Source organism: Sphingomonas sp. ERG5, assembly GCF_000803065.1.
Lineage (GTDB): Bacteria > Pseudomonadota > Alphaproteobacteria > Sphingomonadales > Sphingomonadaceae > Sphingomonas.
Map to the genome: position 1 here is coordinate 40786 of NZ_JSXI01000059.1, position 13105 is coordinate 53890.

At 60.9% G+C, this 13105-nt stretch carries 10 protein-coding genes; 5 read left to right on the plus strand and 5 right to left on the minus strand.

Going from position 1 to position 13105, the window contains the following annotated elements; all coding sequences use genetic code 11:
* Window positions 1-42: 42 nt before the first annotated feature.
* From OO12_RS18530 to OO12_RS18540, 3 genes are all read right to left on the minus strand, one after another.
* On the minus strand, window positions 43-480 hold the full coding sequence (locus tag OO12_RS18530) for a hypothetical protein (protein ID WP_034160213.1): 438 nt from the start codon (window positions 478-480) through the stop codon (window positions 43-45).
* A gap of 146 nt (window positions 481-626) precedes the next feature.
* Window positions 627-1394 (minus strand): metallophosphoesterase family protein, encoded by a 768-nt coding sequence (locus tag OO12_RS18535; RefSeq protein ID WP_052216038.1) that lies wholly within the window; start codon window positions 1392-1394, stop codon window positions 627-629.
* Between the two features lie 37 nt (window positions 1395-1431).
* Window positions 1432-2715, minus strand: coding sequence for a glycosyltransferase family 4 protein (locus OO12_RS18540; RefSeq protein WP_052216039.1), 1284 nt, complete (start codon window positions 2713-2715; stop codon window positions 1432-1434).
* 530 nt (window positions 2716-3245) lie between these two features.
* On the opposite strand from OO12_RS18540, the gene OO12_RS18545 reads away from it, so the two are divergent.
* The 5 genes from OO12_RS18545 (at window position 3246) to OO12_RS18565 (ending at window position 10204) form a co-directional block, all read left to right on the plus strand.
* Entirely contained in the window at window positions 3246-4376 is a 1131-nt protein-coding gene (locus OO12_RS18545; RefSeq protein WP_235364868.1) for a sugar transferase, read from the plus strand.
* A 239-nt stretch (window positions 4377-4615) separates the two neighbouring features.
* Window positions 4616-5275, plus strand: a complete 660-nt coding sequence (locus OO12_RS18550) for a polysaccharide biosynthesis/export family protein (RefSeq protein WP_160296845.1) — start codon at window positions 4616-4618, stop codon at window positions 5273-5275.
* Window positions 5276-5321: 46 nt separating this feature from the next.
* Entirely contained in the window at window positions 5322-7559 is a 2238-nt protein-coding gene (locus tag OO12_RS18555) for a GumC family protein (protein WP_052216042.1), read from the plus strand.
* Between the two features lie 6 nt (window positions 7560-7565).
* Entirely contained in the window at window positions 7566-8852 is a 1287-nt protein-coding gene (locus OO12_RS28685) for a tetratricopeptide repeat protein (protein ID WP_034160214.1), read from the plus strand.
* Window positions 8849-10204 carry an O-antigen ligase family protein gene (locus OO12_RS18565; protein ID WP_034160215.1) on the plus strand — a complete coding sequence of 452 codons (1356 nt, stop codon included), beginning with the start codon at window positions 8849-8851 and terminating at the stop codon, window positions 10202-10204. The genes OO12_RS28685 and OO12_RS18565 overlap by 4 nt, the downstream gene beginning before the upstream one ends.
* Window positions 10205-10467: 263 nt before the next feature.
* Here OO12_RS18565 and OO12_RS18570 read toward each other — a convergent pair whose 3' ends face one another.
* The gene (locus OO12_RS18570) at window positions 10468-11952 is read right to left on the minus strand and encodes an MBOAT family O-acyltransferase (protein WP_034160216.1); all 1485 of its coding nucleotides are present in this window, start codon (window positions 11950-11952) and stop codon (window positions 10468-10470) included.
* Window positions 11953-11955: 3 nt separating this feature from the next.
* Complete coding sequence (locus OO12_RS18575) at window positions 11956-13104, minus strand: SGNH/GDSL hydrolase family protein (RefSeq protein WP_152616515.1); 1149 nt, start codon at window positions 13102-13104, stop codon at window positions 11956-11958.
* Between the last annotated feature and the right edge of the window lies 1 nt (window position 13105).

Consider the following 13105-nt stretch of genomic DNA (forward strand, 5'->3'; position numbering starts at 1 on the left):
GAACTTGCGTTCGGCCCCGCTCAATTTCGTACCGCCAGACGATTACGGGCTGGCAGGTGCGCTGTCTTTGTTGTCGACGGCGACATAGATGCCGGCACCCACGGCGATTGCCGCAAGGACGGGAACGATGAAGTTGCTGCCACGGCTGCCGGCGCCTTCATCGCTGCTGTCTTGTGCAACAGCAAAGGACTTCGGTGCGGTGAGGCATGCCGACTTGCCGACCGACAGGATCGACGTCGGTGCGAGCGTGTAGCTGCAGCCTGCCATCGAAACCTTGGCGTTCGCCTTGCCGCGCGTCAAAACGCGATCACCGGTGTACAGAGCCTGGCCAGGATAAGCTGCGATCAGCTTGCCCTCACGAGCAACGAACGTGCCCTGGCTGGCCGTGGCCATCTTGCCAACAGTCTGCTCCGACGCCGCGATCAGCGGCGACGAAAGGCTCGCCATAAGGATGGCGGCGGTCACCCGCGAAAATTTCATTTCAGTCTCCCTTTAACCGCATCAACTTGTAGGCTCACGAATCCGATACCGAGAGCATGTGGATTTGTCTACCCGAAAATCGACCCTCCGGCCTTACAAAGATCGAAATTCCAAGGCGCAACGCCCCACATTCAACAAAGTTCCAATCAAAAACGAGCTGTCAGATAGCGCCGTTCGGTCCCTTCGATACACAAGGCGGTCAAAATACCGGATGTATAAGCGCCAGTGTCGATACCAATTCGATTGAATTGTTCATCTGGTCCGTCGCTAATTGTATGTCCGTGGACAACAATAAGCTGGTGATCGACTGTACTGTCGAGAAAATCTTCGCGTATCCAGCGCAGGTCCTGGATTGTCTGCTCTTGTATTGGGACGCCCGGTCTGATGCCGGCATGGACGAACAGATAATCGCCGAACTGAAAACTATCCACGAAACTGTCGATAAATGCCAAATGATCGTCAGGAATTGCGCGCCGCACAAAAGAGGCCGCGGCAGGCGAATCGAGCAGAGCGAGTCGCCCGACCTCCACGCCATAGCTCTGCGCGCATTCATAGCCACCATAGCGTAGCCAGTCGCGAATCTGGTCGGTGTCCCGGTCCAGGACACGCAACAGCATTTCCTCGTGATTTCCCATCACGAAGATCGGTGTCGGCAGGAAACTTCGCGCTTGCAGCAGAAAATCCAGCACGCCGCGCGAATCAGGACCGCGGTCGATCAGGTCGCCGAGGAAAATGATATATTCGCGCTGACAGGGGTGCGCACGGCGGTCCGCGGCAATCTCGTCGATCAGTGCACGCAGCAGGTCGAGTCGGCCATGCACGTCGCCGATCGCATAAGCGCGAGCGTCGGGCGGGCCGCTGGGTATGCGGGGCGCCTTGGGCTGTTTGCGCCCGAATTTTCCAAAAAGTCCCACTCTGTCGTCTTACTTCATTCGATGATCGGTTAAACCGCTATACGTCCGAGGTGCGGTTTTGTTGCGCTGCCCCAACGATTCCCATGTGATCAAGCATCACGCGCCACCGATCCAGCGTCCGCGCCTTGGTATAATGACGATCGAGGATGTCGCGAGCGACGGCCCCCATTTTGTCACCCCGCACGCGATCGTCAGCAAGCGTGGTGATCGCCGTGACGAGTGCGACGGCATCGCCGGGAACGGCAACGAGGCAGGCATGGCCGGGTTCGAGGAGGCGGATCAGTTCACCGTCCATCGCACAGACGGCGATGACCGGGCGCGCCGCAGCACAGATGCCGAACACCTTGCTCGGCACGACCAGGCCTTCGAATTCGGGACGAAGCGAGACCCAGTGAGCGTCGCCTGCGCCCAGTGATTCGGAAAGACGCTCGCGCGGTTGATACGGTGCGAACCGAAAGCTGGTCAGGCCAAGCTCGGCGACGCGCGCGGCAAGCTGGTCGGACACATGGCCGCCACCAATAAACAGGAAGACGATATCGAGCCGGTCGCGAAGCACAGTCGCGGCATCGAGAAGCGTCTCATATTCGTGTGCCCGGCCGAGGTTGCCTGAATATTCCAGGACGAATGCGGCCTCCGGGATGTTCCAGTCACGCCGCAGCGAGGGCGAGCGGACGAGGGATGGCGTGATCTCGATATCGTTCGACCAGTTGGGAATGACGGTGATCCGATCCCGCGCGACGCCCATGCGCTCGACTCGTTCGGCCATCAGGTCACCGATCGCCACCACCGTTGCTGCACGACGAAAGGACCAGTTGCGCACCGCGGCGAGAAATTTGCCGATCGGCCCGTCCGCCAGGCGCATGCCATAGGCGCCGGCAATCTCAGGATAGAGATCCTGTACCCAATGAACCAGGGTCGCACCCCGCAAGCTGGCGGCGATGGCGATCGGCACCGACAGAAGCGGGGGGTCCGTCTTGACCACGAGAATGCTTCCGCGGCGCGCGCGGCGCAGCGCTTCGAAAAAGGCCATGATATAATAAGTCAGATAAGCAACGATCCGCCCTGCCATGCCGCGCCTGCGAGCAGGGGTGGCGGTGCGGACCACAGCGACGCCGCGGCGCAGTTCGTGCACCGCAAGCAGGCCATCCTCCTGGCCATATATCGCCCGGCTGGTCACGACGGTCACGTCATGGCCCGTGTCGGCGAGATGCTCGGCAAGGTCGGACAGGATTTGCGCGGTCGCGCTGTGATCGGGCGCATAGAAACGATTGAAAAAGATGATCGGCGTACCCGCGCTGGATTCTGCTGCCCCGCTGTTCATGGTCGATCCCTCATGCCGTGCGCCAAAGCACGAGTTCGCGGCACTGATCAACGGGGCAGTGCCGATAACTGACCTGGAAAAGCCTTTTTCCGCCTTGGACTCAATCCGTCCCACGAAGAGAACGCTGCACCTGCGAAGTGTTTGTACATGTCATCGATCATGGCGTATGGGCATGCGCGTCGCTCGAACGTGTTGCCGCTGGGTTCGATTCTTATGACAAGAATGAGAATCGTCCAGCATATATTATTGATCTAGAAGGCTTGTTTGGGGAACCGCAATGATGTGGCCCCAGTTGGGCAACAACTGTATTGCCTGGCCCGCGCGTACTTTGCCGGCCGGGGCCTAATAGGGGGCGTTCACCAATGCTGCAGTCGCGATTGCAGAGGCATCATGGGGTTGTAAAATCGCCAGCTGAGCGGCTGCGCGTTCAGTCGGCAATCGGCTTGCTGGTGGCGGTCGCGTTGCCGGTCATCGCACGTGCCAACTTCATGCCTCAGGGCGTAATACAATATAGCAGCAGCTTGAATTCGATGATCGCAGCCACGGTTGCAGTGCTGCTTGGTGTCATGCTGTTTCGCCGTTTCCGCAATTTTCCGGGCGTCCGGGCTTATGAATATGTGCTGCCATCCTTCTTCACTTCTTATGGCTTGGTCACAGCGATTCTGCTTGCATTCCGTTTCGACTATGTCGTGTCGGTGCTGCTCGCGAGCCTGGGGCTCTCGATCGTAACCTTCTTTGTGCTATGTTATTTCGGGCTGCGATCTACTGCCTATGTATTTCATGTTGTTCCGACGGGCGATGTTTCGCGACTGGAAGAGGTTGGCAATGTCGAGTGGCTGCACATGCGTGAGCCGACGCTGCCAGCTGCGCCTGGTTCAGGCATCGTGGTCGACTTGCGCGCTGATATCGATGATGAGTGGGAGCGCCTGCTTGCCGATGCCGCGCTGGAGGGCATCCCGGTCTACCACATGAAGCAGCTGCTCGAATCGATCACCGGACAGCTCGAGATTGAGCATATTTCTGAAAACGGTCTCGGTTCGCTCACGCCCAACGAGGGGTATGGCAAGCTCAAACAACTAAGCGACATGGCGGCGGCAATCATTCTCCTGCCCATGTTGTTGCCGTTGCTGGCGATCGTCGCCATCGCGATCCGGCTCGATTCGAGTGGGCCCGTGCTGTTCCGCCAACAGCGTATGGGTTTTCGCGGCAGGCCATTCCAGGTGTACAAGTTTCGCACGATGCGGATGCTGACCGCCGCGGCGGCAAGCAGCGACGATGAGCGCCGGCGGGCGATGACTCAGGATGAGGATTATCGCGTCACCCGGGTCGGCAGATTCCTGCGGCGCACGCGGATCGACGAAATTCCACAGATCCTCAACATTTTGCGCGGCGAAATGAGCTGGATCGGTCCGCGGCCGGAGGCGATGTCGCTGTCGAACTGGTATCAGCGCGAGCTGCCCTTCTATAGTTACCGCCATGTCGTGAAGCCGGGCATCACCGGTTGGGCGCAGGTCAATCAGGGACATGTCGCGGAGATCGGCGATGTGCATTACAAATTATGCTATGATTTCTACTACATAAAGTACCTGTCTGCCTGGCTTGATGCGTTGATACTGTTCCGGACCGTCCGGACGGTGATCACCGGTTCCGGGTCGAAATAGAATCGCAAGAATACTGACCAGGCCTTTGGCGCGGCGAGATTCGGGGGTGGGGGATGAATCCACCCCGATCCCCTGTCGGGTTGATTCCAGCGGGCCGGGTGCTAAACCGCCACGATCATGCGAGGGGCCCCTTCGCCATCGAATTTATGGAGCTGGCATTGATCGCTCACGCTAAACGCGTCCGCAGGGAATCCCTTGGCGGCCTCCGCTTGCTTCGCCACCGGGTGTGGCTGATTGCGATGATGTCGCTTGCCCTGGCGGCTTGCGCCGACAAGCGCGGCGGCACGGTGCCTTATGGCGTCCAGGATTTCGGATCGCCGGACGTGCCAGTCGCGCTCAAGACCGATGAAAGCTACCATATCGGCCCCGGCGACACATTGTCGGTCATCGTGTTTCGCGTTCCCGATATGTCGGGCGATGTAACGGTCGATGTGACGGGCACCTTCACCATGCCGCTGATCGGCCAGGTCGAAGCGACCGGCAAAACCACCGACCAGCTTTCGGGCGAACTCGCCACTCGGCTGGGCGCCAAGTATTTGCAGTCCCCTGAAGTGCGCGTTGCGGTGAAGAGCGCGACGAGCCAGCGTGTCACGATCGACGGCTCGGTCAAGCAGGCCGGCATCTACCCGATCGCTGGATCGACCACCCTGATCCAGGCGATCGCGCTCGCGCGAGGCACCGATACCGATGCCAATCCGCGCCGGGTCGTGGTGTTTCGTATGATCAAGGGGCAGCGCCAGGCGGCATCTTTCGATTTGACTGATATCCGTCGCGGCATGCAGCCTGATCCGGAGATATTCGGCAACGACATCATCGTCGTGGATGGCAACAAGGCGCGACAGACTTTCAAGGATGCGCTGAGCACTGTGCCCTTGCTCGCGATTTTCAGGCCGTTTTGATGAAGGTGCGCATCTTGCCTGACATGATTTACGATTCGGGGGTTTCATGAACGAGTATCAACCGCGACCCGAAGATCGCGCACTGCGCGGGCCCGGGCAGACCGCGCTGGTCGACCCCCGTTCGGCCGGGCTGGTGCCGTTCCGTGCCGCACCGCCGGCCGAAGGGGCGATCGCCGAAATCGATCCGCATGAGATCTGGCGCGTCCTGACCAAATGGCGCTGGCTGATTGCAGGCTGCACGGTGCTGGCCTTGCTGGTTGGGCTGGCCATCTCGCTGCTGGCGACGCCGATGTACAAGTCCGCCGCGCAGATAGAGATCGCGTTGGCGCAGGAGGACATCACATCCAACAATGATCGCGGCAATCGCCAGACGGCGGTGCGTGACCCGCAATATCTGGCTACGCAGATCGGCCTGTTGAAGAGCCGCTCGCTCGCCGAACGCGTGATCGCGGACCTTGGCCTCGACGGCAAGAGCGGGCGACCCGATCGCCCACGCGTTGGCGCCGGCACGATTCAGCGTAACCTGGCTGTGGTGCCGGTTCCCGCCAGCCGGCTGATCAACATCAGCTTCACCAGCCCTTCGCCGCAGCTTGCCGCAGACGTGTCGAACGCGATCGCCGATGGTTTCATCGCCTCCAATCTCGAACGGCAATATGGCGCGACATCCTATGCGCGCACCTTTCTGGAAAACCGCATTGCGAAGGTGAAGAGCCAGCTCGAGACGTCGGAACGTCAGCTGGTTGAATATGCCCAGAAAGCCGGCATCATCGTCGTCAATCAGAACAAGGGCGACGATGGCGGCGATACCACCAGCAGCTCGCTGGACAGCGCATCGCTGGTCACGCTGAACGAGGCCCTTTCCGCCGCGCAGAGCGATCGGATCGCCGTCGAGCAGAAGTATCGCAACGCGTTGCGCACCGCGCCGCAATCGCAAGTGGTGCAAAGTGCCGCGGTTCAGTCGCTGATTGGTCAGAAGGCGGCACTCGATGCCGACTATCAGGACAAGCTGAACATCTACAAACCCGATTTCCCCGAGATGCAGCAATTGCGGTCGCGGATTCAGTCGCTTCAGCGGCAGATCGCGGCGACGTCGGGCAGTATCTCCGGCGCGGCTGCGGGTGATCTGCGGGCGGAATATCTGACCGCGGTCGGCCGGGAAAACGACCTGCGCAGCAAGGTCAATGGCCTGAAGACGTCAGTCATGGATTTGCGCGGACGCAGCATTCAGTACACCATCCTGCAGCGCGAGGTGGACACCAACCGCCAGCTCTATGACGGCCTGTTGCAGCGCTACAAGGAAGTTGGCGTGGCTGGTGGCGTTGCTAACAGTCTGGTGTCGATCATCGATCGCGCCAAGGTGCCAGGTGCGCCCTATGCGCCGTCCATCCCCAGCAATCTCGCCTTCGCGTTGTTCCTGGGACTGATGCTCGGCGTTGGTCTGGCCTTTGCGATCGAGTTCATCGACGACACGGTCAAGAATCCTGACGACATCAAGGACAAGCTCAAACTGTCTCTCCTCGGCGTGGTACCGACAGCCCCGAAGGGCGATGCGGTTGCCGAATTGCTCAATGACCCGACTTCGGAACAGTCCGAAGCCTATTCGTCGGCGCGCAATTCGATCGACTTCGCCACTTCCGGTGGCGTCGCCAAGTCGATCCTGATCACCAGCTGTGCGCCTGGCGAGGGCAAGTCGGTCAGTTCGCTCGCGCTCGCGCAGAAGTTCGCGCGATCGGGCCGTACCGTGCTGCTGATCGACGCCGATATGCGTAAACCGACGTTCAAGGTGAAGCTGGAAGAGAAATGCGGCCTGTCGTCGCTGCTCGCCAGCCATGACAGCATCCGCAACCATATCGCACGCACCAGCATCGATGAGCTTTACGTCGTGCCGTCGGGCCCGATCCCACCCAATCCGGCCGAATTGCTCGCCGGACGACGGATGCGCGAATTGCTGACCGAGGCCGAGGGTATCGTCGATATCGTGATCATCGATTCGCCGCCGATCCTGGGCCTGGCCGATGCGCCGCTGCTGTCATCGATGTGTGAAGCGACGATCCTGATCGTGCAGGCCGGCCGGATTCGCCGACCGGTGCTCAAGCGGTCGGTGGCGCGCCTGCAGGAAGCCGGATCGCATCTGATCGGCGTCGTGCTGACCAAGTTCAATGCCCGTACCTCCGGTTATGGCTATGGGTACGGCTATGGCTATGGGTACGGCTATGGTTATGGCCGCGAGCCGGGCGACAAGAAGTCCGATCCGCAGCGTCAGCTCTCGGTCAACGCCGACTGATCGTCGATGGCCCAGCGGAGCTTATTATATTCGAGCACCACGCGTTGGGTGCTCGCGGGTGTACTCGTGGTTGCCACGGGCTGGGCGTCGCTCAGCCATGTTTACCGCGCCGCGCACCGTAGGATTGATGCGGTCACCATCGTTCTGGGCGATGACCCGGAGGTTCTGCGGACACGACTGGTCGAGCTTAACGGTGGACTGGCGATCAAGCTCGATCCTGCCGAACGTGCGAGATTGTACCAGCGGCTGACGAGCAAGCCGCTGGATGGTACGGCATTCGCACTGGCCGCGCTCGATGCGACGGCAAAAGGCGACAAGGAGGGCGCGGCCAAGCTGGTTGAGCATGCGCTCGCGCTGGAACCGCGAACCCGGCTCGCTTGGCTGTGGCGGCTCGATCAGCAGATGCGGAACGGCCAGACGGTGGACGCGGCGACCAGTACGCTCAGGTTGCTCGCGGTAGATCCCGAACAATATCCAAGCTATGTGCCGATCCTTGCCGGACTGGCGAGAGATCGCCGTAACATTCCGCAGATCGCGGCAGTAATACAGCGCAATCCGGGTTGGCGGGAGACGTTTCTCAGCACGTTGCAGGCCCGCGGCTACGATCCTTCGATCCGCTTTGCAATCATGGATGTAGGCACAAGTGAAGTCTATTTGATCGATCGCGAACGTGCCGCATTCGTTGCCGATCTGGTCGCCAAGGCGGATTATGAACGGGCTTACCTTGCCTGGATTTCCTATCTGCCCGAGTCCGCATTGGCGAGCGTGGATACGCCCTATGATGCGCAGTTCAAGGGTATGCCGGGACCTCCGCCGTTCAACTGGCAACTGACCGCCGCGGACGGCGATCGAGCGGACACGAATAACGGGCTTGATCTGTCCTATTCCGGACGCAAGCCGGTGACGTTGGCGACTCAGGTCGTCGTGCTGCAGCCCGGCGGCTATCGCCTGCGCAGCACGGTGACCAACGCGCATAGCGAGGGGCCGTCGAGTGGCGGCACGGTCCTGACCTGGCAAATATCCTGTCTGCCGGGCAATCAGCCGATCGGCAATCTGGCGCTCGACACCAGCGTGACGGGAAAGCCGCAAATGTCGGTGCCGTTCGACGTGCCCGAAACATGCCAGGCGGTCTCGCTGTCACTGACCGGAGCCGCATCGGAATTCCCGGTGCGTCTCAACGCGCGCATTGCAGCGGTACAGTTCGAGCGAGCTACGGCATCGGCCTCCGCGCCGGAATCGGCTGCCAACCCGACATCGGCGATCTCGTCGCCCCAGCCATCGGTCACGCCATGAACCGTACCGCGCCCATCATTCCCGCGACTCTTTTCCTGTTCGTCGCGATCGTTCTTGGCGGGTCATCTCGTGGCGGCGTCTACGCCAATGCTGCGATCCAGTTCGCGGCCGCGCTCGGTATCGCCTTGGCGATCGTTTCGCGGCACAATTATCCGGGCGGAACGCAAAAAGGGCTGTTGCTGCTGCTTTGTGGCGCAATTGGCTTAGCGATCTTCCAGCTGATTCCTCTGCCGCCCGCCTTGTGGTCGGCCTTGCCGGCGCGCAGTATCGTCTCCGATGGCATGAGGCTTGTGGGTGTCGAAAATGGCTGGCGGCAGATCAGCATGACACCGGAAGGCACGATCGGTGCCGCATTAAGCATGCTGCCGGTCATTGCTGCGGCGCTGATCGGTATGCGCGCGCCGCGCGTCGGGCTCGTCTCCTTGTTCATCATGCTGATCCTGCTGCTGATCGTATCGGTCAGCATTGGGCTCGCGCAAAGGATGACCGGCATCCAGTCGTCCTTCTATCTGTACGATATTTCCAACCGCGGAGAAGCGACCGGCCTGTTCGCCAACAGCAATCATCTTGCGACATTGTGTGTGCTGTCGATCCCGGCGGCGACTGCGTTGTTCGTTGCGCAACGCGGGTCGACCAAACCCAATGCCAGCTGGCTGGTCTGGATCGCGATCGTGCTTGTCGCGCTGTTCGGCGTGTGGATCGCGAATTCGCTTGCCGGAATGGGATTGTCGCTGATCGCAGTGGCATCGGTTTTCCTGATTGCGCGGCTACGGCGCGGCAACAGTAAGGTTCGCATCGGCGTGATCGGCGCAATCGGGGTTTCCGTCCTGGCGATCGGTATGGTCGCGGCCGTTCTGATATGGGGGCATGTGTCTAGCGGCCAGTTCGCCGCCGAAGCCGAAATGGGGCGCCCTCAGCTCTGGTCGCGGGCCATAAAGGCGATCGGCGCATTCATGCCCTTCGGATCGGGAGTCGGCGGTTTCCGTGCCGTCTTCCCGCAGTTCGAGGACGCCCAGACCGTGACCCGAGTCTATGCCAACCATGCGCATAACGACATCCTCGAACTGATCATGACCGGCGGCATACCGGCGGTCATCCTGATGCTTGGCTTTGCCGCCTGGTGGCTGCGCACTACGATCGTGATCTGGCGCGCATCGACCCGCGATGCTTTTTCGGAAGCGGCGACGGTTATCACCGGCATCATCATGCTGCATGAGTTCGTCGATTACCCGCTGCGCACCGCGGCGATTGGGGTCATCTTCGGCTTGTGCTGCGGTGTGATGGCGCGACCGCGACGGATCGTCGAGCCGGAGGAAGCGCCGGAACGCGCCAGACGCCATCTCGCGGCCTGACGAACCCCAACGGGGCGACCAATCCCGAATTGCCTGCCGCCCGGCGGCGGGCGGGGGGAACGGCATGGCTCAACATCGGGCCGTGAAAGCTCGCAAGATTTAACACCAATATTGGTTATGGCGGCGAGGAGCCGGGGCGATCGCTCCCGCTCCTTTGCATGGCGGGTCAAAATCAGATGGGTCTGAACCGGCTCTTCCACCAGGGAACATCTGGCCGGGCCGACAATGCGGGCTGCTATCTGATAACAGCCAGCAATGGCGGATCAGAACTGGAAGTAGATAAAGGCGCTCTTCACTTCCAGCATCACGAACACCACGGCGATCGCGACGGTCAGATAGGCGGTCTTGGCCACGATCAGCGGCGTGCCGTTGGCGGCGAGGCGCGGCACGATGCGGTCGCGGACGAACCAGACGATAAACATCAACACAGTCAGCGCCGCCGCCATCATGTAGCTGTTCGGGGCGAGCCCGAAGGCATGATACTGGCGCGGGTCGAGCATCTTGCCCCACAAGGTGAAGGTGTCATGCAGGCTGACCGCGCGGAACGGAATCCACGCCGCCATCATCAACGGCAGGGTGATCGCGACACCGATCAGCGCACCGATGACGCCTCCGGGCATGCGGATGCGCGGCGAGATGACACGCTGCGCCCAGACCATGGCGGCATGGTAGACACCCCAAAGGACAAAGGTCCAGTTGGCGCCATGCCACAGGCCCATGATCGCCCAGGTCGAAAAGAGCGCACGGGTGCGCTTGCCCTCGGTCACCTTGGCCGCGCCAGGCGCACTCTCGGAGCTCTCCGCCAACGTATCCCAGGCGCCGTGACCGGGCTCGCGGTAGCGGCCCATCAGCGGGATATAGACATAGTCGCGAATCCAGGTGGACAGCGAGATATGCCAGCGCTTCCAGAATTCACGCGGCGAGGTCGAGACATAGGGGAAGTTGAAATTCTCCGGCACATAGATGTTCATGATCATCGCCGAACCGATGGCGATCGATGAATAGCCGGCGAAATCGAAATAGATCTGAAAGCCGAACAGGAAGGCGAGTGTCCAGGCGTCGAACGCACTCATCTGCGCGATGTTGCCGCCAAAGCCCTGGTCGACGAACCCGGCGATTGTGTCGGCCAGCACGACCTTGAGGAACAGGCCGGCGATGATGCGCTCTATGCCGCGACGGACCTGCTGGCCATCGAACGGCGCTGGATCCTTTAGCTGCGGGATCAGGATGTCCGGACGCATGATCGGGCCCGCGACGAGATGCGGATAGAAGGTCACGAAGGTCAGGTAGCGCAGCATGTTGCGCTCTGGCGGCAGGTCGCGGCGATACACGTCGATCGTGTAGCTCAGCGTCTGGAAGATATAGAAGCTGATGCCGAGCGGCAGAATGATGTTGAGCGTGGTGAAGCTAGGATGGAAGCCCAGCACTTCGGCCAGCGAGAACACGCTGTTACGGAAGAAGATGAAATATTTGAAGAATCCGAGGATGCCGAGATTCACAACGAGGCTGATTTGCATCAGTCGCTTGCGCTTGATCGGATCCTCCTGCCGGTCGATCAGCAGTGCGAGGTAATAGTCCATGACCGCGCTGCCGAGCATCAGCGGCACGAATTCGATCCGCCAGAAGCCGTAAAAAGTCGTGCTGCCGAGCAGCAGCAGCCACAGCCGCGCATTGCCCTTCAGCTGCCAGTACAGGATGCAGATGATCGGTAGGAACAGGCCGAGAAAGGTGACTGAATTGAACAGCATCGATCAGTATCCCATCCGGCGCGCGGCCTGGTCGATTCCAGCGGCGAAGTGTTTGTGGCCGGCAGCGGTGAAGTGCATGAAATCGGCCTCCTTGAAGCCGAACAGTTCGTCGGTGACGGTCGCCCATTCGGGGCCTGGAACGATCGGGTCGATGTCGGCGAACCCGGCGCCGTGGCGCTTGGCGAGCGCCTCCAACTCGGTCTTGAACGCTCGGTACTGCGCCATCGGATAGGGGCCATCGATGTCCTGGCGATAGGGCGGCACATAAAGCAGCACATCGACCCCTTGTGCCCGCGCATCGGCGACCATGCCGTCGAGCAATTCCATGCGGTCGCGATAGACATTGGCATCGACCGGACGCTTGCTGGTCGAGTGGATGCCGAGCACCTTGTTGCGCAGCGTATGGACCGCAAAGCCGAGCGTGCCGCGCAACGACGGCTTGGCCCGCCACAATGGCCAATGCCCTGCCAGGAAGCCGGTCGCCTCGTGTTCGACCCGGGTCTGCAGCGATTGATGCCCCTTGGCGACTTGGGGTGATGACGCCTTCAAGCTTTCCTGCATCGGCCCGGCGATCAGCGGCCAATAGCGCTGGGACTCCAACCGGGCCGTGACGCCCGGACGCTCGATGAAATCGCCCACCGTCTCGCGCACGCCGAGTTCGCGAATGTCGTCATAGCATACCGGCAGGATGAGAAGCTTGGGGCGATAGATCGGCGCGACGGCATTCCAGACGATCGCCTCTTCAGTCAGGTTCGCATTGGGTTGGCTATAGGTGACGAGATATTTGCCGCGCTCGGCGAGTGCACGGCGCAGCAACTCGGGTGCGTTGACGTCGCCGGGCCGATATCGGTTGATCCCGGAGAGTTGCGAGTTGCCGAACCACAGCACCACCGGCGGCTTGCCGGCTTTGCTCCAGGTGGCAACGCATCGGTCGCTATCGATCGCATCACTGCACTGAGTGATCTGACGGCGCTGCGCAAAGCCGGAGGTTTCGGCACCGAAGCCAGCATAGGCCAGCCTGATGAGGATATGGGTCCGCGCATATTCGAGAAACGACAGCGCGAGTAGCGCACCGACCAGCAGCGGCAACCAGGCCTTCAGTCTTGCCTTGGGTGGTGGAGCTATAGGAGAGGGCGCGATGGGGTCGATCATG